The 20035-nt window shown below is 69.3% G+C and carries 16 protein-coding genes; 7 read left to right on the top strand and 9 right to left on the bottom strand.

From position 1 onward, the window contains the following. Nucleotides 1-37: 37 nt before the first annotated feature. On the bottom strand, nucleotides 38-2023 hold the full coding sequence (locus LQ564_RS19750) for a diguanylate cyclase domain-containing protein (protein ID WP_231059826.1): 1986 nt from the start codon (nucleotides 2021-2023) through the stop codon (nucleotides 38-40). 183 nt (nucleotides 2024-2206) lie between these two features. On the opposite strand from LQ564_RS19750, the gene LQ564_RS19745 reads away from it, so the two are divergent. Beyond that, nucleotides 2207-2686: a (2Fe-2S)-binding protein gene (locus tag LQ564_RS19745; protein WP_231059825.1), complete on the top strand. Its 480-nt coding sequence runs from the start codon at nucleotides 2207-2209 to the stop codon at nucleotides 2684-2686. Next, nucleotides 2683-4929, top strand: a complete 2247-nt coding sequence (locus LQ564_RS19740; protein ID WP_231059824.1) for a xanthine dehydrogenase family protein molybdopterin-binding subunit — start codon at nucleotides 2683-2685, stop codon at nucleotides 4927-4929. Before LQ564_RS19745 ends, LQ564_RS19740 begins: the two co-directional genes overlap by 4 nt. 6 nt (nucleotides 4930-4935) lie before the next feature. On the opposite strand, the gene LQ564_RS19735 is transcribed toward LQ564_RS19740, so the two are convergent. Further along, on the bottom strand, nucleotides 4936-5259 hold the full coding sequence (locus LQ564_RS19735; protein WP_231059823.1) for a hypothetical protein: 324 nt from the start codon (nucleotides 5257-5259) through the stop codon (nucleotides 4936-4938). A 131-nt stretch (nucleotides 5260-5390) separates the two neighbouring features. Between LQ564_RS19735 and LQ564_RS19730 the strand changes: the two genes are divergently transcribed. After that, a complete protein-coding gene (locus LQ564_RS19730) occupies nucleotides 5391-5933 on the top strand; it encodes a PH domain-containing protein (protein WP_231059822.1) in 543 nt (180 codons plus the stop codon). Nucleotides 5934-5967: 34 nt separating this feature from the next. On the opposite strand, the gene LQ564_RS26045 is transcribed toward LQ564_RS19730, so the two are convergent. Next, entirely contained in the window at nucleotides 5968-6141 is a 174-nt protein-coding gene (locus tag LQ564_RS26045; RefSeq protein WP_371873518.1) for a type 2 periplasmic-binding domain-containing protein, read from the bottom strand. Beyond that, a complete protein-coding gene (locus LQ564_RS19725) occupies nucleotides 6077-6622 on the bottom strand; it encodes a LysR substrate-binding domain-containing protein (RefSeq protein WP_371873517.1) in 546 nt (181 codons plus the stop codon). Before LQ564_RS19725 ends, LQ564_RS26045 begins: the two co-directional genes overlap by 65 nt. A gap of 83 nt (nucleotides 6623-6705) precedes the next feature. Here LQ564_RS19725 and LQ564_RS19720 point away from each other — a divergent pair, with 83 nt between their 5' ends. Together LQ564_RS19720 and LQ564_RS19715 are read left to right on the top strand one after the other, a co-directional pair. Beyond that, nucleotides 6706-7089, top strand: coding sequence for a nuclear transport factor 2 family protein (locus tag LQ564_RS19720; RefSeq protein WP_231059821.1), 384 nt, complete (start codon nucleotides 6706-6708; stop codon nucleotides 7087-7089). Nucleotides 7090-7216: 127 nt separating this feature from the next. Continuing rightward, on the top strand, nucleotides 7217-8413 hold the full coding sequence (locus LQ564_RS19715) for a GGDEF domain-containing protein (protein WP_231059820.1): 1197 nt from the start codon (nucleotides 7217-7219) through the stop codon (nucleotides 8411-8413). A gap of 14 nt (nucleotides 8414-8427) precedes the next feature. On the opposite strand, the gene LQ564_RS19710 is transcribed toward LQ564_RS19715, so the two are convergent. The 5 genes from LQ564_RS19710 to LQ564_RS19690 form a co-directional block, all read right to left on the bottom strand. Continuing rightward, a complete protein-coding gene (locus LQ564_RS19710; RefSeq protein ID WP_231059819.1) occupies nucleotides 8428-10746 on the bottom strand; it encodes a putative bifunctional diguanylate cyclase/phosphodiesterase in 2319 nt (772 codons plus the stop codon). Between the two features lie 187 nt (nucleotides 10747-10933). Continuing rightward, nucleotides 10934-11326 (bottom strand): RidA family protein, encoded by a 393-nt coding sequence (locus tag LQ564_RS19705; protein ID WP_231059818.1) that lies wholly within the window; start codon nucleotides 11324-11326, stop codon nucleotides 10934-10936. Beyond that, nucleotides 11326-12480 carry an acyl-CoA dehydrogenase family protein gene (locus LQ564_RS19700; RefSeq protein WP_231059817.1) on the bottom strand — a complete coding sequence of 385 codons (1155 nt, stop codon included), beginning with the start codon at nucleotides 12478-12480 and terminating at the stop codon, nucleotides 11326-11328. The genes LQ564_RS19705 and LQ564_RS19700 overlap by 1 nt, the downstream gene beginning before the upstream one ends. Before the next feature lies 1 nt (nucleotide 12481). Next, on the bottom strand, nucleotides 12482-13309 hold the full coding sequence (locus tag LQ564_RS19695) for an enoyl-CoA hydratase family protein (protein ID WP_231059816.1): 828 nt from the start codon (nucleotides 13307-13309) through the stop codon (nucleotides 12482-12484). A gap of 27 nt (nucleotides 13310-13336) precedes the next feature. Further along, the gene (locus tag LQ564_RS19690) at nucleotides 13337-15721 is read right to left on the bottom strand and encodes a bifunctional salicylyl-CoA 5-hydroxylase/oxidoreductase (protein WP_231059815.1); all 2385 of its coding nucleotides are present in this window, start codon (nucleotides 15719-15721) and stop codon (nucleotides 13337-13339) included. Between the two features lie 158 nt (nucleotides 15722-15879). Between LQ564_RS19690 and LQ564_RS19685 the strand changes: the two genes are divergently transcribed. Beyond that, on the top strand, nucleotides 15880-18114 hold the full coding sequence (locus LQ564_RS19685) for a hybrid sensor histidine kinase/response regulator (RefSeq protein ID WP_231059814.1): 2235 nt from the start codon (nucleotides 15880-15882) through the stop codon (nucleotides 18112-18114). 204 nt (nucleotides 18115-18318) lie between these two features. Further along, nucleotides 18319-19968, top strand: a complete 1650-nt coding sequence (locus tag LQ564_RS19680) for a Na+/H+ antiporter (protein ID WP_231059813.1) — start codon at nucleotides 18319-18321, stop codon at nucleotides 19966-19968. Nucleotides 19969-20035: the final 67 nt, after the last annotated feature.

Raw genomic sequence — 20035 nt, 5'->3', positions numbered from 1 at the left:
GTGCTGGGGCAGGTGGCCAAAACACGTCAACGGTTCCTCAGCCCTCGAAGACCGCATACCCATCCCTCCCCTTCCCCTTCGCCGCATACAGCGCCGTATCCGCCGCCGCCAGCAGCTGCTCCTGGTCCTGGCGCGGCGTCGACAGCGCCACGCCGACGCTGGTCGAGGCCTGCACCAGCCCGGCGCTGGTGCGGAACGGCGCGCGCATGGCTTCGACGATCTTGGCGGCGATGCGCTCGGCTTCCGGCCGGCCGCCGATCTCTTCCAGGATCACGACGAACTCGTCGCCCGACAGCCGCGCCGGGGTGTCGGTGGCGCGCACGCCCACCGTCAGGCGGCGCGCGAATTCCTTCAGCACCTCGTCGCCGACCCCGTGGCCGTGGGTATCGTTGATGCGCTTGAAGTGGTCGATGTCGAGGTAGGCCAGGGCCAGCGGGCGGCCGCTCCTCTGGCTGCGGTCGAGGGCGTGGTGCAGGGCTTCGCCGAACATGCGGCGGTTGGCGATGCCGGTCAGGGTGTCGATGCGCGCCAGTTGCAGCAACTGTTCCTCGACCTCCTTCACGTGGGTCATGTCGTGCACCAGCGAATACACGCCGGCCACGAAGCCGTCCGGCTGGACGTCGGGGATGTAGGTCGCCTGCAGGATGCGCGGCTCGCCGCGCACCGGGATGCGGATCTCGTGGGTCACGCCGTGGCCGGCGAAGGCCTGCTCCAGGTGAGGGAACACCTCTGCCGCGATGCCGTCGCCCAGCAGCTGGGAAATCGGCATGCCCTCGAGCTGGGCCGGTGCGACGCCGAACCATTTTTCATACGTGGCGTTGCCGAACTGGAAGCGGTGCTCACGATCCATGTACGAAATCAAAACCGGCAAATTATCGGTGATCATGCGCAGGCGCTTCTCGCTGGCCGCGCGCCCGCTCTCGGCGCGCTCGCGCTCGGCCATGAGGGCGTGGAAGGCCCGGCCCAGTTCGCCGATCTCGTCCTTGCGGCCGTCGCGCAGCACGTCGATCTCGGCGCGGTCATGGCGGATCGCGGCGACGTTGTCGCGCAGCGCCTGCAGTGGCGCCAGCAGGCGGAACACCAGCACCCAGGCCAGCAGGCCGGACGCCAGCGCCAGTCCGCCGGCCCCGAAGAAGGCGTTGTGGCGCATCGTGATCATCGGGGCGAAAGCCTCCGCCTGCGGATAGCGCGCGGCCAGGATCCAGCCGGTGCTGCGCAGATGCTTGTAGGCGTAGATCGATTCGCTGCCGTCCTCGCTGCGCGCTTCCAGCCAGCCCTCGAAGCCGGCCAGCGCCTGCTCGGTGCCCTGGTTCATGCCGGGAAAGCTGCTCACGTGCTGGAACAGGCGGCTCTCGTCCGGATGGTCGATCACCACGCCCTCGTCCGTCATCAGGAACAGGTAGCCGGTGCGGCCCGGCTTGAGCGCGCCGATCTGGCGCAGGAAGCCCGAGCGGCGCAGGTCGACGCTGCCGGACAGTACCGCGACTACCTTCCCCGCCGCATCCTTCAGCGGGGTGCTGAACACGACGATGTGGTGGCCTGTGAGGCGGCTGCGGATGGGGCGCGAGATCGTCCTGCCCTTGCCTGCAAGGGCGGCTTCGAAGTGGTCGTAGCCGCGCGCGTTGATCAGCTGCGCGCCGGGCAGCTCGCGCAGAGACAGCTTGAGTTCGCCTTCGGCGTCGAACACCACCAGGTTCAGGTATTCCTCGGCGCCCCACAGGCGCACCTGGCCTTTCAGGAAGGCGGGCAGGCGCGCCCAATCGGTGCGCAACTCCAGCGGGATACCGGCGCCCAGCGCCTCGACCTGGGCCATCCGCGCGCCGATGCGGTCGTCCATGAAGGAGGCGGCGCCGGACAGCATGGTGTATTGCTGGTCGCCGATGACGGCCTTCATGCCGCGCTCGGCGACGGACAGGGTGGACAGGGTGACCAGCAGCGTGGTCGCGAATACCAGCACGGCGGCGACGCACGCCAGGCGCAGCTTGAGGTTGGCAGAGGAGAGACGCGACCGTGAAATCACCATGAAAATTGACGGAAATGCTCAGTAGAATGACAAAGTATTACATATTCCCGGCCCCCGCCGAGTTCCATTCCGCATAGCAATTGTCTATAAAACTTACTCACGGGACATTTCCATTAACCACTGTTGATCCGAGAAGTTTTCGATTAGCATTTCAGGTTTCCCGCCAATGCACGAGGATCGCCCATGAGTACTTACACGCTGAACATCAACGGCAAGACGCAGGCCGTCGATGTCGAACCGGACACTCCCCTGCTCTGGGCGCTGCGCGACACCCTCGGCCTGGTCGGCAGCAAGTACGGCTGCGGCCTCGGCCAGTGCGGCGCCTGCACCGTGCACCTCGACGGCGTGCCGACGCGCTCCTGCGTGCTGCCGGTGTCGAGCCTGGGCAAGCAGAAGATCACCACCATCGAGGGCCTCGACCCGAAGGCCAGCCATCCGCTGCAGCAGGCCTGGCAGGAACTCGACGTGCCGCAATGCGGCTACTGCCAGGCCGGCCAGATCATGACCGCCTGCCACCTGCTCAAACAGCATCCGAAGCCGAGCGACGCCCAGATCGACGAAGCCATGGCCGGCAACCTGTGCCGCTGCGCCACCTATACCCGCATCCGCGCCGGCATCCACCGCGCGGCCAAGATCGCCGCCAATGGAAAGGGCAAGAAATGAAGCACAACGCTCCGCTTTCTCCATCGCGCCGCGGCTTCCTGCGCGCGACCAGCGCCGGCGCCGTCTTCATGCTCGGCATGTCGGCCGAGGGCGCCCTGGCCGCCACTGCGCGCGCCGCTGCCGCGCCGGGTATGGAATTCGCCCCCAACGCTTTCATTCGCATCGGCCGCGACGGACGCGTGACCTTGATCTCGAAGCAGCCGGAAATCGGCCAGGGCATCAAGACCTCGCTGCCGATGGTGATCGCCGAGCAGCTCGAGGTGCCGTGGAAGGACGTGCGCATCGTCCAGGCCGACCTCGATTCCGCGCTGTACGGTTCGCAGGGCGCGGGCGGCTCGACCTCGACCCCGACCAACTACGAGAACTTCCACCGCCTGGGCGCCGCCGCGCGCACGATGCTGGTGCAGGCCGCCGCCGAGAGCTGGGGCGTGCCGCCCGCCGAGTGCGCGGCCGAGCATGGCGCCGTGGTTCACGCTGCGAGCCGACGCCGGCTGGCCTACGGCGCGCTGGTAGAGCGCGCCGCCAGGCTGCCGGTTCCCGAATCGTCGCAAGTGGTGCTGAAGGACCCGTCCAAATACACCCTGCTGGGCACGCGCGTCGGCGGCGTCGACAACGCCGCCATCGTCAGCGGCCAGCCGCTGTTCGGCATCGACGTGCGCCTGCCCGGCATGCTGTACGCCGTGTACGCCAAGTGCCCGGTCTTCGGCGGCAAGCCCCTGAAAGCCAACCTGGCGGCGATCAAGGCCATGCCGGGCGTGAAGGACGCCTTCATCATCGAGGGCACGCCCAACCTGAACGGACTGCGCCCCGGCGTGGCGATCGTCGCCACCTCGACCTGGAACGCGATCCGCGCCAGGCGTGCGCTCGAAGTCGAATGGGACGAAGGCGAAGGCGCGGGCCACAGCTGGGCCGACTTCACGGCCCAGGCCAAGGCCGCGGCAAGCAAGCCCGGCGCGGCCACCGTGCGCAAGGACGGCGACGTCGCCGGCACCCTGGCGAAAGCCGCCAAGGTGGTCGAAGCCGCCTACAGCTACCCCTTCATCTCGCACGCGAGCATGGAACCGCAGAACTGCACCGCCTGGTTCAAGCCGGCCGACGGCACCCTGGAACTGTGGGCGCCGACCCAGAACCCGGGTTCCGGCCAGGCGCTGGTGACCTCGACCTTCGGCATCCCCAAGGAAAAGATCCGGCTGCACATCATTCGCAGCGGCGGCGGCTTCGGCCGGCGCCTGAGCTCGGACTTCATCGTGGAAGCCACCGCCATCGCACAAAAGGTCGCGGCCCCGGTCAAGCTGACCTGGACCCGCGAAGACGACCTGCAGCACGACCACTTCCGTCCGGGCGGCTTCCACTTCCTGCGCGGCGGCGTCGATGCCGCGGGCAAGGCTGTGGCCTGGCACAACCATTTCGTCACCTTCGCCAACCGGGTCGAGCGCGAGGGCAAGAGCATGCTCGCGCCGGGCAGCGGCGGCAATCTGTCGGGCGACGAATTCCCGGGCCGCTGGCTGGAAAACTGCACGTTGGAACAAACCGCGCTGGAATGCCGCGTGCCGATGGGCCCGTGGCGGGCGCCGGGCAGCTGCGTGTTCGCCTGGGTCTTCCACAGCTTCATCGACGAGCTGGCCCATGCGGGCGGACGCGATCCGCTGGAATTCCGCTTGGAGCTGCTCGGCAGCCGCGACATCGTGCCGGGCACCGGCGAGCGTGGCCAGCCTTATAGCGTGGCGCGCATGAAGAAGGTGCTGCAGGTGGCGGCCGAGGGCGCCGGCTGGGGCAAGAAGACATTCGCGCGCGGCCAGGGCCAGGGCATCGCCTTCCACTTCAGCCACCGCGGCTACGTGGCGCAGGTGGCGGAAGTGACGGTGTCGAAGGACGGCAAGCTGAAGGTCGACCGGGTGGTGGTCGCCACCGACATCGGGTCGCAGATCGTCAACCTGTCGGGCGCCGAGAACCAGGTCGAAGGCTCGGTGATCGACGGCCTGTCGACGATGATGTACCCGGCCCTCGACATCGACAAGGGCCGCATCGTGCAGAGCAATTTCCACGACTACCCGCTGCTGCGCATGCCGGATACCCCGGCGAAGATCGAGATGCACTTCGTCAAGAGCGACTATCCGGTGACCGGCCTGGGTGAACCGGCCCTGCCGCCGCTGGCGCCGGCGGTGTGCAATGCGATCTTCGCGGCGACCGGCAAGCGGGTGCGCGAGCTGCCGCTCAGCAAGATCGACCTGAGCTGGAGCTGACCCGGATCAGTGGCGGTGCGCGGGGTCGTTGTCCTGCGCGCCGTGGTACTCGAGGATGGAGGCGGCTTTTTCCAGCCGCCCCTCCTCGGCCGTAATCGTGATGACGCACTTGCCGATCTCCAGCCCCGGCGTGTACACATCCTTGTAATCGGTGCCGCCCTTCACCGCCGGCTTGTCGCCGACCGTGAAGTTCGCTTCCGACGGGCCGGCTTCGTCGCCGGTGTGGCTGATCTCGATGCCGTCCCGGTCGAAGCCCGCGTCCAGCAGGGCCTGGCGCGCGCGTTCGGCGTCCTGCACGTTGTCGATCACGCGTACGATTTGCTGTTTCATGGTGCCTCCATCGATGCCTGTTGGTGTCCACCGTAACAGAATCGGCGCGGCGCCGGCGCTCAGGTCGGGAAGGATTGCCGCCGGCCCGGCAAGCGCCTACACTCTGGACAAACTAACCCATCACTCAGCCCTTGGCACCCGACGACACCACTTACCGCGCGCAGTTCAATCCGCTGATCAAACCCTTCCTGGTCGTGAAGATCGGCTTCACCATGGCCTGCACCGTGATCGGCATCCCGCTCGCGATCGTGTGGTTCCTCGGGGTCGGGCGCTGGTGGGCCCGGCATTATTTCGACCGCCTGGAGTGCCAGCTCGGTCCGCGCAGCATCCGTTTCCGCAAGGGCATCCTGGTCACGACCGAGAAAACCATCCCGCTGGAAAACATCCAGGACGTGACCTTCGTCGAAGGCCCCATCCTGCGCCGCTTCAACCTGAGCACGCTGAAGTTCGAGACCGCCGGCCACAGCGCCGGCCAGGCCTCGGACATGCAGCTGACCGGCATCATCGATGCCCAGGCCTTCCGCGCCCGGATCCTGCGGGCGCGCGAAGCCTTGCGCCACGACGCACCCAAGCTACAGGGCAACGATGCGCAGCTGGCCGTGCTGCAGTCGATCGAGGCCAGGCTGGCGCAGATCGCCCTGCTGCTGGAGCGGCAGCAGGAACGCGGCGATTAACGCTGGATCGCGATCATGTAGTGATAGCGGCAATTCAGTGCACTTGATCGATCAAGTCGAGGAAACGGCGCGCCGCCGGACCGAGGGCGCGCTCGCGCGACCAGACGATGTCGATCTGCAGGCGGGTCTGCCGGCTGGCGTTTTCAAAAGCGATCTCGACCAGGCTGCCCGCCGCGACCAGCGGCGCTACCAGTGCGCGCGGCAACACGGCCCAGCCCAGGCCCGCCTGCACCAGGTTCAGCGTCGCCAGCTAGCTGTCGGTCTTCCAGACCTGGCGCGGCGACGGCGACGATGCGATCGCTCCCCAGTTCCTGGAAGCCTTCGCGCTCGTCGAGGCGCCTACGTTCGAACACCAGCACCAGGGCGGCCTCGCCCGCGTGCAGCAGGCGCAGGGCGTCGGCCTGCGGGGCCGACAGGATCGCCACGTCGAGCGACGGAAACTCCCGCCCCAGCACCGCCAGCGGCGCGGTCCAGGCGGCGCCGACCAGTTCCGGCGCGACCGCCAGCCGCAAGCAGCGTTCCAGCCCGCCGTGCAGCGCCAGCGCGTCGGCCTGCATCTGGCGCAGCTGGCTCGCCAGGTGGCGGGCGCGCGGTTCGAGCGCGCGCGCGGCGGCGGTCGGCGCCGGCTCGCGCCCGCCGCGGTCGAACAGGGACAGGTCCAGTTCCGCCTCCAGCTGCGCCATCGCCATCCTGACCGCCGACGGCACCCGCCCCAGCGCCCGCGCGTTCGCGGCTCTACACTAGCCTTCCCTTCATCCGCGAACAGGCATCCATGGCGCACCGCAGCCCGCAAGAACTGGTCGAAGACGACATCGCCGCCTACAACGCCTTCGATATCGCGGGCATGGCCGCCCTGCTGGCGGACGACATCCGCTTCGAACATCATTCCGGCGACGCGCTCACCGCCGAAGCCGATGGCCTGGCGGCGTTCCGCCAGCTGGCCGAAGCGTCGAAGGCGCTGTTCTCCCGGCGCGAGCAGCGCGTCACCGCCTGGACGCTCGGCGCGGACGCGGTCACCGTGGCCATCGACTACAGCGGCACGCTGGCCCGCGACATCCCCGGCGGCCCGGCGGCCGGCGCCGTGATCGCGCTCGAGGGCTGCAGCGATTTCGCCTTCGCGCACGGGAAAATCGTGCGCATCACCGACCGCAGCTGACCGCCTGTCGCGGCCCGGCGACACCCCGCGCGATTTGTCCGGAATTGAAACAATCGGTGAAAATTTCCATGTGAGCCGAAAACTATAATGCTGCATTGACTTGATCGCAGCGTTCGCCGAAGGACACATGGATTCGTTCACGCTCGTGGTGGCGTCCGCGCTGGCGGCCATCATCCTGGCCTGCAGCATGGGCCTGATCTACCGCGGCGGCGCGCGCCAGGCCTGCCTGCTCGACTGGATGGCGGCGGGCGTCTTCTTCGCCTGTAACAACGTCCTCGGCGCGCTCGCGATCAGCTACCAGGCCAGCCATTACCTGATCCCCGGCGTCGGCAATGCGCTCTACGTCGCCGGCCACTTCGGCATCCTGGCCGGCCTGCGCCGCCACCTCGGCCTGCGCACCGGATGGAAGCAGGTGCTCGCCTGCGCCGCCTGCATCCCGCTGCTGCATGCCCTGCCCTTCCTGCAGTCGTCGGTCATGCACCGGCTGTTCGTGTTCACCCCGATCATCGTCGCCATCAACCTGGGCGTCGCCGTCACGCTGTGGAACCACGTGCGGCGCGGCGAGTGGGCGCCCTACCTGCCGCTCGCCATCCTCGAACTGTTCTTCGCCTTCCAGCTGACCTTGCGCGCGGCTTACCTGATCCTGGGCGAAGGCCATGCGCTGACCTTCATGGGCAGCCAGTTCCTGCAGACCTCGGGCAGCCTGTTCGTGCTGGTGTTCCTGTCGGTGGCGTGCATGAGCTGCGCGCTGATCGTCACCCACCAGCAGGCCCAGCTCCTGCGCCGCGCCTCGCTCACCGACGCCCTCACCGGCTGGCTCAACCGGCGCGCCCTGCACGAGCGGGCCGGCGCCGAATTCCGGCGCTGCCGCGGCATCGGCGGCGCCCTGTTCTTCATCACCTTCGACATCGACCACTTCAAGCTGATCAACGACCGCCACGGCCATGCGACCGGCGACGCGGCGATCCGCCACGTGACCACGCTGGCGGCCGGCGCATTGCGCGGCAACGACGCCATGTTCCGCACCGGCGGCGAGGAATTCGCCGTGCTGGTGGCGCAGGGCGGCATCGAGGACGTGGTGGCGATCGCCGAGCGCCTGCGCGAACTGATCGCGGCTTCGCCACTGGTGGCGGACAACAAGACCGTGCGCATGACGATCAGCGTCGGCGTGGCGCAGATGCTCGACGCCGACGTCGCATGGGAAGACCTGCTGCGCCATGCCGACGAAGCGCTGTACCACGCGAAGGAACACGGGCGCAACCAGGTGACGCGCTACCAGCCGGCCTACGGCAAGCGCATCGAGCAGGTGCGCAAGGCCGGCTGACGGCCGCTCGGCGCTCAGGCAGGCAGCGCTTCGAGGCTTTCCGGCGCCTCCAAGCGCGCATCCAGCAGCGACAGCAGCTGCGCCACCGACATCGGCCGGCAGAACAGATAGCCCTGCATGCAGGGCGCGCCGTGGCTGGCCAGGAAGCGCGCCTGCGCCGCCGTCTCGATCCCCTCCGCCATCACCCGCAAGCCCAGGTGCGAGGCCATCGCCAGGATCGAGTGCACGATCGCGACCGCGTTGGCGTCGCCCGGCAGGCCGCTGATCAGGCTCCGGTCGATCTTGAGTTCGTGCAGCGGCATCTTGCTCAGGTAGGCCAGGTTCGAGTAGCCGGTGCCGAAGTCGTCGATCGAGAAGCGCACGCCCAGCGCAGCCAGCTCGCGCATGTTGACGGCGGTCTGCTCGAGGTCGTCCACCAGCAGGCCTTCGGTCACTTCCAGCATGATGTCGTGCGGCGAGACGCCGGTCTCCAGCAGGGTCGCGCGCACGCCGGCGACGAAACCGGGGTCGCCGAACTGGCGTGGGCTGACGTTGATCGACAGCGGCATCGCGTGGCCGGCGAGGGCCAGCTCGTGCCAGGCCAGGCAGGCTTCGCGCAGCACCCAGGCCCCGATCGGCACGATCAGGCCGGTGCTTTCGGCCAGCGGAATGAAGACGTCGGGCCCGACCGGGGTCACGCCGCCGCGGCGCCAGCGCAGCAGCGCTTCGGCGCCGACCGGGCGCTCGTCGCTGTCGACCTGCAGCTGCAGGTGCAGCGCCAGCTCGCCGCGTTCGACCGCGGTGGCCAGGTCGCGTTCGAGCGTGAGCGCCTCCTCGGCCGCGACCAGCATCGCGCTCTCGAACAGCGCGATGCCGTTGCGGCCGGCGGCCTTGGCCTGGTACATCGCGGTATCGGCTTCGCGCAGCAGGTCGTGGGCGCTGTGTTCGGGCCGGGTCGGCAGCGCCATGCCGATGCTGCCCGACGAGCGGTAGGCCTGGCCCTCGATCTCGACCGGCAGCGCCAGGCTGCTGCGCACCTGTTCCGCCATGCTGCGCGCCAGCGCGGCGGCGCCGACGCAGTCGCGGCCGAGGTCCTCCAGCAGCACCACGAATTCGTCGCCGCCGAGGCGCGCCACGGTGTCGGTCGGGCGCACCGCGGCGCGCAGGCGCTCGGCCACGCACTTGAGCATCAGGTCGCCGGTGGCGTGGCCGCGCGCATCGTTCACGGCCTTGAAGTTGTCGAGGTCGATGTAGAGGATGCAGCCGAAGCCGCGCGCGCCGCGCGCCCTGGCCAGCATCGCGTCGAGGCGCTCGGTCAGCAGGCGGCGATTCGGCAGGCCGGTCAGCACGTCGTAGAAGGCCAGCCGGTGGATCGCTTCGCTCGCATGGCGCTGCTCGGTGACGTCGTGGCCCACGATCACCCAGTGGCTGATCGCCCCGCCTTCGCTCGAGAACGGCACCATGTCGACCTCGATCCAGCGCGGCAGGCCGGCCCGGGTGTACAGCACCAGCTGTTCCTTGGTCCCCTCGCAGCGCGCCATGGCGGCCGCGATGCGGGCCACGGTGGCGCGGTCGGTGTCCGGCCCGTACAAGCAACGCAGGCTGGTCCCGATGATCTCGCGCGCCGTATAGCCGCTGCGATGCTCGAAGGCCGCGTTGGCGAACATGACCGGATTGGCGCCTTCGCCCTGCACCGCGTTGACGATCACGACCATGTCGTTCAGGCCGGCCAGCGCCGCCGATGTCAGGTTCAGGTCGCTGTTCACGGCGTGCAGCGAGGCCTGGCGTTCTTCCAGCGATTCGGCGAAGCCCTGCACGTCGTCGAGCGAACGCGACAGGCCTTTCAGCAAGCGCCCGCAGGCCAGGGTGACGAAGCCGACGACGCAGGTAAAATTCAGGACGAAGATCGACACGCCCAGGAAGGAGTCGTGCGGCAGGTTCGACACCGACAGCTCGCTGTGGCCGGCCAGGCCCAGCACCATCATGCAGCCGGCGCACACGCCGAGCGCGACGAAGCCGGGCCGCATGCCGAGCAGGATCACCGCGAGGATCGGCGGCGCCACCAGGTAGCACAGGCCGATCGCGCCCACCATCATCATCGAGGCCACGCCGATGACGAACAGCATCGCCAGGAAGTTCAGCACCCGCGCGGTGTAGGACAAGGCGTCGAAGCGCCAGATGGCCAGGATCCAGACCAGCGCCAGCGCATCCATCAGCGCCACGTCGGCGCGGCCGCGGAACAGCGCCAGCGCCGCGCTGGGGACCGCGGTGCAGAATGCGAACACCAGCACGATCGACATCAGCGAGGTGAAGATGCGCATGCGCCACGCAGCGAGATCGTCAAAATCCAGCATGGTCAGGTTTCTCTGTAGGTAACGATTTAGTAAGATCGTCAATTTCGTCAGAGAAACATAGTAACAGTATCCGCGCTGCACTGCGCAAATGTTGCAAGCGAATTGTGCGCGATTGACGCACATATCGAGGCTGATCACCTTTCGTTGAACGCGTGGGCGGAGGCCCGCGGGGCCGCCCAGGCCCACCCTACAAGGGAAGCACCGCCGTTACTTCGATCTCGACCCGCGCCCGCGCTTCCATCAGGCCGGCCACCTGCACCGCGCTCATGGCGGGATAATGGCGGCCGATCACGTCGCGGTAGGCCGCGCCGAGCGCCGCGCCGGCGTCCAGGTATTCGCGGCGGTCGACCACGTACCAGGTCATGCGCACGATGTGCTGCGGGCCGGCGCCCGCCTCGCGCAGCACCGCGACGATGTTTTCCAGGGCCTGGCGCGCCTGGGCGACGAAGTCGTCGCTGGCGAAGCGGCCCTCGGCATCCCAGCCGATCATGCCGCTGACGAAGATCTGGCGGCCGCTGGCGGCGACGCCGTTCGAATAACCCTTGGGACGCGGCCAGCCGGGCGGTTGAAGGATGTCCATCAGGCGCCCTCCCCTGCCAGCAGCTCGCGTGCGATGATCAAGAGCTGCACCTCGCTCGCGCCCTCGTAGATGCGCAGCGCGCGGATCTCGCGGTACAGGGTCTCGACGGTCTCGCCGCTGACGACACCCTGGCCGCCGAACAGCTGGACCGCGGCGTCGATGACCTGCTGGGCGGTTTCGGTGGCCGTCAGCTTGGCCATCGCCGCTTCCTTGGTCACCCGCTTGCCGCCGTCGCGCATCCAGGCGGCGCGGTAGGTCAGCAGCGCGGCGGCGTCGATGCCGGTCGCCATCTGGGCCAGCTTCGCCTGCGTGAGCTGGAAGTCGGCAAGGTGCTTGCCGAACATCGCGCGCTCCCTGGCACGCTGCAAGGCTTCATCGAGCGCCCGGCGCGCGAAACCGAGGCTGGCCGCGGCCACCGAGGTGCGGAACACGTCGAGCGTGGCCATCGCGACCTTGAAGCCCTGGCCCTCTTCGCCGATCAGGTTCGCCGCCGGCACCCGGCAGCCGTCGAAGCGCAGGCGCGCCAGCGGGTGCGGGGCGATGACGTCGATGCGTTCGGCGATCTCGAAGCCGGGCGTGCCGGCGTCGACGATGAAGGCGGAGATGCCTTTGGAACCGCGGCCGCTCTCCCCTGTCCGCGCGAAGACCACGTAGAAGTCGGCGATGCCGCCGTTCGAGATCCAGGTCTTGTCGCCATCGAGCACATACGCGTCGCCGTCGCGCCGCGCGGCGCAGGCCAGCGCCGCCACGTCGGAACCGGCCTGCGGCTCGGACAGTGCGAAGGCGGCGATCATGTCGCCGCTGGCGACGCGCGGCAGATACCGTTCCTGCTGCGCCGCGCTGCCGAACAGCGAGATCGCGCCGCTGCCCAGGCCCTGCATGGCGAAGGCGAAATCGGCCAGGCCGGCGTGGCGCGCCAGCGTCTCGCGGATCAGGCAGATGGCGCGCGTGTCGATGGCTTGCCCGGCGCCGCCGATGGCGTGGCGCAGCCAGCCGCCCTGGCCGAGCTGGGCGACCAGGGCGCGGCAGGCGGCGTCGACGTCGTTACCGTCTAGGTGCCCGATATGTTCGGCGGCCCAGGCGTCGAGTGCCAATGCCAGCGCGCGATGGCGCGGCTCGAAGAACGGCCAGTCGAGGTAGTCGCGGTCCGCCATTTCAGTTCCCCTCGAAACGCGGCTGGTCCTTGGCGACGAAGGCCTCGTAGGCGCGGTGGAAGTCGCGGGTCGCCATGCAGATCGCCTGGGCCTGGGCTTCGGCCTCGATGGCTTCGTCGACGCCCATATTCCACTCCTGCTGCAGCATCTTCTTGGTCATGCCATGGGCGAAGGTCGGGCCGTTGGCCAGCAGGGCGGCGAAGGCCTGCGCCTCCGACAGCACCGCTTGCGGCTCGCACAGCCGATTGAAAAATCCCCAGCGCTCGGCTTCCTCGCCCGTCAATACGCGGCCCGTGTAGAGTAGTTCGGCCGCCCTTCCCTGTCCGATCACGCGCGGCAGCAGCGCGCAGGCGCCCATGTCGCAGCCGGCCAGGCCGACGCGGGTGAAGAGGAACGCCGTCTTGCTGCGCGCGGTGCCGTAGCGGATGTCGGAGGACAGCGCCAGGATCGCCCCCGCCCCGGCGCAGACGCCGTCCACCGCGGCCACGATCGGCTGCGGACAGGCGCGCATGGCTTTCACCAGGTCGCCCGTCATGCGGGTAAAGGCCAGCAGGCCCGGCATGTCGAGCCTGGTCAGCGGCCCGATGATCTCGTGCACGTCGCCGCCCGAGCAGAAGTTGTCGCCCGCGCCGGTGATGACGACCGCCTTGACATCGGCAGCATAGGCCAGCGCCCGGAACAGGTCGCGCAGCTCGGCGTAGGAGTCGAAAGTGAGCGGGTTCTTGCGCTCGGGGCGGTCCAGGGTGATGGTCGCGACGCGGTCCTGGACCAAGTACTGGAAGTGGGTGGCGCGGTAATCGGCGAGGCGGCTGCCCGGCAAGTCGTGCATGCGTTGCTCCTGAGGGTGGATTCGGTATCAGCCTTCCAGCAGGCGCGCGGCCAGCTGCTGCGGCGACAGGCCCGCGTTGGCCGCCTGCTGCTGGCGCTCGCGCTCGAGGTTGCGCTCCAGCTGGCGCTTGCCGGCGCGGTACTGGCGCGGCCAGGCCGCGCCGCCGTAGCCGATGCGCGCGGCTTCCAGCAGGGTCCAGGCCGGGTTGGCCAGGTGCGGCCGCGCCACCGCGCACAGGTCGGCGCGGCCGGCGGCGATGATGCTGTTCACGTGGTCGGCCTCGTAGATGGACCCTACCGCGATGGTCGGAATGCCGGCCTCGTTGCGGATGCGGTCCGAGAACGGCGTCTGATACATGCGGCCGTAGACCGGCTGTTCCTGCTTGCTGACCTGCCCCGAGGAACAGTCGATCATGTCGGCGCCGGCCGCCTTGAACAGGCGCGCGATCCGCACCGCGTCACCTGGCGTGATGCCGCCCTCGACCCAGTCGTGGGCCGAGACGCGCACGCTGATCGGCAGCCCGGCCGGCCACGCCGCGCGGATCGCCGCGAACACGGCGAGCGGATAGCGGCAGCGGTTTTCCAGGCTGCCGCCATACGCGTCGCCGCGGCGGTTGGTGAGCGGCGAGATGAAGCTCGACAGCAGGTAGCCATGGGCGCAGTGCAGCTCCAGCCAGTCGAAGCCGGCCTGCGCGGCGGCCTCGGTGGCGCGCACGAAGTCAGCCTTGATGCGCTCCAGGTCCTCGATCGTCGCCGCGCGCGCGACTTGCGAGACGCCGGGCAGGTACTGTTGTTCGGAGCTCGACACCAGCGGCCAGTTGCCCGCATCGAGCGGCTGGTCGATGCCGTCCCACATCGGCCGGGTCGAGCCCTTGGCGCCAGCGTGCCCCAGCTGCACCCCGATCTTCGCGTCGCTGTTGGCGTGGACGAAGTCGACGATGCGCCGCCACGCCGCCGTGTGCTCCGGCGTATACAAGCCCGGGCAGGCGGGCGTGATGCGCGCATCGGCCGACACGCAGGTCATCTCCGCCATCACCAGCGCCGCGCCGCCGAGCGCTCGGGCGCCGAGGTGAGTCAGGTGGAAGTCGCCTGCCACGCCGTCGACCGCCGAATACTGTGCCATGGGAGAGACGATGACCCGGTTCTTGAGCAGAACGTCCCGCACGCGGAACGGCGTGAACATCGGCGGCGTCGGCCCGCCGGGCGCCGGCACGCCGGCCTGCACCGCGGCGCGGCGTGCGAACCAGTCCTCGAAACCGGCGATGTAATCCGGATCGCGCAGGCGCAAGCTTTCGTGCGACAGGCGCTGGCTGCGCGTCAGCAAAGAATAAGCGAACTGCTCGGCCTCCATCGCGCCGTAGCGCGCCACGTTCTCGAACCATTCCATCGAGTTGCGCGCCGCGCTTTGCAGCTTGAGCACCTCGACCCGGCGCACGTCCTCGTACGCCGCCAGCGCATCGTCGAGCGGACCGCCGGCGTCGCCGATGCAGCTGGCCAGCTCGATCGCGTCTTCCAGCGCCAGCTTGGTGCCGGAGCCGATCGAGAAGTGGGCGGTGTGGGCGGCGTCGCCCATCAACACCACCGGCACCCGCCGCCCGTCGATGTCGTCCCAATGCACCCAGTGCGCGCAGGCGATGCGCGGGAAGCGGATCCACATGCTGGAACCGCGCAGGTGCGCCGCGTTGGCCATCAGGCGGTGGCCATCGAGGTGGCGCGCGAACAGGCGCTCGCAGAAGGCCAGCGCCCCGGCCTGGTCCATCGCCTCCAGCCCGGCGGCCTGCCAGGTCTCTTCCAGGGTCTCGACGATGAAGGTCGAGGTCTCGCCGTCGTACTGGTAGGCGTGGGCCTGGAACCAGCCGTGTTCGGTCTCCTCGAAGGCGAAGGTGAAGGCCTCGAATTTCCTGTGGGTGCCGAGCCAGACGAAGCGGCAGTGGCGGCGCTCGAGCTCGGGCTGGAACACCTGCGCATGGCGTGCGCGGATGGCGCTGTTGACGCCGTCGCAGGCGACCACCAGGTCGGCCGCGTAGGCGCGCGCCAGTTCGGCTTCGTCGCGCACTTCGGTGTCGAACTCGAGGCGCACGCCGAGTTCCAGGCAACGCGCCTGCAGCACGCCCAGCAGGCGCTTGCGCGCGATGCCGCAGAAGCCGTGGCCGCCGGACGTCACCGTGCGGCCCTTGAAGTGGACGTCGATGTCGTCCCAGTGGTTGAAGGATTGCAGAATGGCGCGTGCGCTGGCCTCGTCCGCCTCGGCCAGGCGGCCCAGGGTCTGGTCCGAGAACACCACGCCCCAGCCGAAGGTGTCGCCGGCGCGGTTGCGCTCGACCACGGTGACTGCGTGGCCGGGGTGCCGCTTCTTGGCCAGCAACGCGAAATACAGGCCGGCCGGCCCGCCGCCCACGCACACGATGTTCATTCGCTCTCCTCCTGGTTCCCCTTCTATATTACCGTGCCGGATAGTTTAAGTGTCAAGCAAATGACCCGGCCTTGCCAATACAGCCGGCCCCGTGTTTAGTACAATAGAGAAACTTTCGCACTGTGCCGGTGCGCCTGCCACCATCCAACGAGAATCGAATGAACGCCCTGCTTTCGCGCCTACGCCTGAACAGCCTGCGCAGCCGGCTGATGCTGCTGGTCGCGCTGGCGATCACGCCGATCGCCGTGATGACCGTGCTGGGCGGGATGCGCGAGCGCGAGGCGGCGATCCGCGCCTCCGAGGAAAACCTGCAGCGCCTGACCAGCCTGGCCGCCGCCAACGAGGCGCAGTCGCTGGAACGCGCGCGCCAGATCCTGGTCGACCTGGTGAGCGTGCCGGACCTGATGGGCCCGCCCCCGCGCTGCAATGCGCTGCTCGCCGATGTCCTCGACCGCAACGAGGGCTACGTCAACTTCGGCCTGATCCGGCTCGACGGCGACGTCAGCTGCAGCGCGGTGCCGATGCTGCACCCGGTGAACCTGGGCGACCGCCGCCACTTCCGGCGCGCGATCGCCGAGCGCCGCTTCATCGCCGGCGACTACGTGTTCGGGCGCGTGATCCGCAGGCACACCATCAACCTCACCTATCCCGTGACCGACCGCGCCGGCAAGGTGGTGGCGGTGGTGTTCTCGGCGATGGACCTGGTCGGCCTCGACGCCTACATCAACGACATCAACCTGCCGCCCGGCTCGGTCCTGGCCACCGCGGACGCCGGCGGCCTGGTGATCTCGCGCCGGCCGGACCCGGAGCGCTGGTTCGGCCGCAAGCTCGCCCCCAAGCTGCTGGAAGCCATGCGCACCCCCTCGCACCGCCCGGTGGTGGTGGTCGGCGAAGACGGGGTCGAGCGCCTGCACGCGTTCGCGCGCGTGGGCGCGCCGGCGCTGTCGGAATACACGGTGACGATCGGCGTGCCGGTCGAGACCATCACCGCCGCCGCGCGCGACGCGCAGCTGATGTCGCTGCTCGGCCTGGGCGCGACCACCCTGCTGGCGCTGCTGGCGGCCTGGCTGGCGGGCGACATCCTGATCGTGCAGCGGGTGCGTAAACTCATGGACACCGCGCGCAGCATCGCCGCCGGCGAGCTGCAGGCACGTTCCGGCATCGCCTACGGCCGTGAAGAGATCGGCCGCCTGGCGCGCGCGCTCGACGAGATGGCGGCCGCGCTGCAGGCCAAGGAAGCGGCGCGCAGCCAGGCCGAGCGCGAGCTGCGCGCGGCCGACCAGCGCAAGGACGAGTTCCTGGCGATGCTGGCGCACGAGCTGAGGAACCCGCTGGCCCCGATCAGCACCGGCGCCCACCTGCTCAAACTCCTCCACTCCGACAACGCGCAGATCACGCAGACCTGCGCCATCATCGCGCGCCAGGTCGAGCACATGACCAGCCTGGTCGACGACCTGCTGGACGTCTCGCGCGTCACCCGCGGCCTGGTCTCGATCTCGACCCAGGTGCTGGACCTGCGCCAGGTGGTCGAGGATGCGGCCGAGCAGATCCGCCCCCTGATCACGGCGCGCCGCCACAAGGTGGTGCTCGACCTGCCCGACAGCCCGGCCACCGTGCGCGGCGACCACAAGCGCCTGGTGCAGGTGGTCGCCAACCTGCTCGGCAACGCCACCAAGTACACGCCGGAGGGCGGCCATATCCACCTGCAGCTGCGCGCCGGCGAGCAGGAATACGTGCTCGAAGTCGCCGACGACGGCATCGGCATGGAGCCCGGCCTGGTCGCGCGCGTGTTCGAACTGTTCACCCAGGCCGAGCGCACGCCCGACCGCGCCCAGGGCGGGCTCGGTCTCGGCCTGGCGCTGGCGCGCAGCCTGGTCGAGCTGCACGGCGGCGCGGTCGACGCCAGCAGCCCGGGCCTGGGCCAGGGCAGCACCTTCACCGTGCGCCTGCCGCGCTACGCCCAGCCGGCCGAGATGCCGATCGACGTGGCGATCCGCGAGGCGGCGCTGGTCACCAGTCCGCTGCGGGTGCTGGTGGTCGACGACAACCTCGACGCCGCCCACACCCTGAACCTGTATCTGGCGGCCGCCGGCCACCGGGTCGAGATCGCCTACAACGGCCACGACGCCTTGAAACTCGCGGCGGTGTTCGCGCCCCAGGTCTGCCTGCTCGACATCGGCCTGCCCGACATGGACGGCAACGAGCTGGCGCGCCGCCTGCGGCGCGAGCCCGCCACCGCGAACGCCATGCTGGTCGCCGCCACCGGCTACGGACGCCAGCAGGACCGCGAGGCCGCGATCGAGGCCGGGTTCGACCACTACATGGTCAAGCCGGTCAATACGGTGCAGCTGGGCGAATTGCTGGCGCAGGCCGCCGGCGGCGCGACGCGCTAAGAGCCTGTCCCGGTAGGTGGGGGGGAAAGTTCATGGCGATGCATGGCGGGTGTGAGCAAGGCGCGAGGAGGCCGCATGGCTAGCCATGCAACGACGAGCAACGCGGCGCACGTCTGCCAGGCGCGGCAGGAACGACTCCAACCTACCGGGACAGGCTCTTGGCCGCGCATCGCCTATGATGGCGCTTTCCTTGGGAGAGCGTGGATGGGTGAAGTCGGGGTGGTGCTGGCGATGCTGCTGGCAGTGGTCGCGAGCGGATACCTGGTGCGGCTGCTGCCGGTCGCCCTGCCCCTGCCGCTGGTGCAGATCGGGCTCGGCGTGGCCATCGCGAGCCTGGGCTGGCATCCGGTGCGGCTCGACCCGCACACCTTCTTCATCCTGTTCCTGCCGCCGCTGCTGTTCCTGGACGGCTGGCGCATCCCCAAGGTCGGGCTGTTCCGCGACAAGGGCGTGATCCTCGAGCTGGCGCTCGGCCTGGTGCTGTTCACCGTGGTCGGCGCCGGCTTCTTCATCCACTGGCTGATCCCCGAGCTGCCGCTGGCGGTCGCCTTTGCCCTGGCCGCGATCCTGGCGCCGACCGATCCGGTGGCGGTGGGCTCGATCGCCGCACGCGTTCCCATTCCGCCGCGCCTGATGCACATCCTGGAAGGCGAATCGCTGCTCAACGACGCCAGCGGCCTGGTGTGCTTCCGCTTCGCGGTGGCCGCGGCGCTCACCGGTGTCTTTTCGCTGTCCTCGGCCGCCCTGACCTTCCTGTGGGTGGCGCTGGCCGGCATCGCCGCCGGGGTGCTGGTCACGGTCGCGATGGGCGCCGTGCAGCGCCTGCTGGCTTCGCGCTTCGGCGAGGAGCCGGGCGCCTCGATCCTGCTCAATCTCCTGCTGCCGTTCGGCGCCTACATGGCGGCCGAGCATATCGGAGCCTCGGGCATCCTGGCGGCGGTCAGCGCCGGCATCACGATGAGCTACGTGGAACTGGGCGGGCGCGCCCTCGCCACCACCCGGGTGCGCCGCAACGTGGTGTGGGACACCGTGCAGTTCGCGCTCAACGGCGTGATGTTCGTGCTGCTGGGCGAACAGCTGCCCGACATCGTGCGCGCGGCTTTGAAGGGGCCGGACCTGCCGGTGCCGCGCGACTTCTGGTGGCTGGCCGGGAATGCGCTGGCGATCAGCTTCGGCCTCATTTTATTGCGCCTGGTATGGGTGTGGGTCTCGCTGCGGCTGTCGAACTTCGCCGCGCGGCGCGCCGGCCGGCCCGGCATCATGCCGAGGAAGCGCCTGATCCTGGCCACCTCGCTGGCCGGGGTACGCGGCGCCATCACCCTGGCCGGCATCCTGACCTTGCCGCTGGCGCTGCCGGGCGGCGAACCCTTCCCGGGGCGCGACCTGGCCGTGTTCCTGGCCAGCGCGGTGATCGTGGTGTCGCTGGTGGTGGCCAGCATCGGCCTGCCGCGCGTGCTGCGCGGGCTGGAACTGCCGCCGGAAACCGCGTCCGAGATCGAGGAAGACCGCGCGCGCCAGGCCGCCGCGCTGGCGGCGCTGGGCGCCATCGACACCGCCGGCAAGCCCGATCCCTACGACGAGAAGGACGCCGACATCCACGCCAGCGCCGCCGAGCAGGTGCGCGGGCTGTACCAGCACCGGCTGGGCGGGGCCGCGGGTGACGGCGCCCATCCGGCGCGGGTCCGGGTGGCCGAGGATGCCGAACGCTTCTACCGCCTGGCCGCGCTGGCGGCCGAGCGCAAGGTCCTGCAGCAGATGGCGCGCCACGGCCAGCTGTCCGACGAGACGGCGCGCCGCCTGGTGCAGGAACTCGACCTGGTCGAGGCGCGCTACCGCTCGTCCACGAAGCACTGATTGCCGTTGTAGGGTGGGCAATCCCTTGCCCACGCGTTCAACTCCCGGGTGCTCTGTAGCGACGCCA

Origin of the sequence: Massilia phyllostachyos (assembly GCF_021044825.1) — a bacterium.
GTDB classification, from domain to species: domain Bacteria; phylum Pseudomonadota; class Gammaproteobacteria; order Burkholderiales; family Burkholderiaceae_D; genus Telluria; species Telluria phyllostachyos.
Note: the sequence above shows the minus strand (reverse complement) of the source record. Positions and strands in the feature narration are given on the sequence as shown.

What these genes read in the sequence shown, in the direction of transcription:
- LQ564_RS19750 (WP_231059826.1), bottom strand. Translation starts at nt 2,023, where the DNA reads ATGGTGATTTCACGGTCGCGTCTCTCCTCTGCCAACCTCAAGCTGCGC.
- LQ564_RS19745 (WP_231059825.1), top strand. Translation starts at nt 2,207, where the DNA reads ATGAGTACTTACACGCTGAACATCAACGGCAAGACGCAGGCCGTCGAT.
- LQ564_RS19740 (WP_231059824.1), top strand. Translation starts at nt 2,683, where the DNA reads ATGAAGCACAACGCTCCGCTTTCTCCATCGCGCCGCGGCTTCCTGCGC.
- LQ564_RS19735 (WP_231059823.1), bottom strand. Translation starts at nt 5,259, where the DNA reads ATGAAACAGCAAATCGTACGCGTGATCGACAACGTGCAGGACGCCGAA.
- LQ564_RS19725 (WP_371873517.1), bottom strand. Translation starts at nt 6,622, where the DNA reads ATGGCGATGGCGCAGCTGGAGGCGGAACTGGACCTGTCCCTGTTCGAC.
- LQ564_RS19720 (WP_231059821.1), top strand. Translation starts at nt 6,706, where the DNA reads ATGGCGCACCGCAGCCCGCAAGAACTGGTCGAAGACGACATCGCCGCC.
- LQ564_RS19715 (WP_231059820.1), top strand. Translation starts at nt 7,217, where the DNA reads ATGGATTCGTTCACGCTCGTGGTGGCGTCCGCGCTGGCGGCCATCATC.
- LQ564_RS19710 (WP_231059819.1), bottom strand. Translation starts at nt 10,746, where the DNA reads ATGCTGGATTTTGACGATCTCGCTGCGTGGCGCATGCGCATCTTCACC.
- LQ564_RS19705 (WP_231059818.1), bottom strand. Translation starts at nt 11,326, where the DNA reads ATGGACATCCTTCAACCGCCCGGCTGGCCGCGTCCCAAGGGTTATTCG.
- LQ564_RS19700 (WP_231059817.1), bottom strand. Translation starts at nt 12,480, where the DNA reads ATGGCGGACCGCGACTACCTCGACTGGCCGTTCTTCGAGCCGCGCCAT.
- LQ564_RS19695 (WP_231059816.1), bottom strand. Translation starts at nt 13,309, where the DNA reads ATGCACGACTTGCCGGGCAGCCGCCTCGCCGATTACCGCGCCACCCAC.
- LQ564_RS19690 (WP_231059815.1), bottom strand. Translation starts at nt 15,721, where the DNA reads ATGAACATCGTGTGCGTGGGCGGCGGGCCGGCCGGCCTGTATTTCGCG.
- LQ564_RS19685 (WP_231059814.1), top strand. Translation starts at nt 15,880, where the DNA reads ATGAACGCCCTGCTTTCGCGCCTACGCCTGAACAGCCTGCGCAGCCGG.
- LQ564_RS19680 (WP_231059813.1), top strand. Translation starts at nt 18,319, where the DNA reads ATGGGTGAAGTCGGGGTGGTGCTGGCGATGCTGCTGGCAGTGGTCGCG.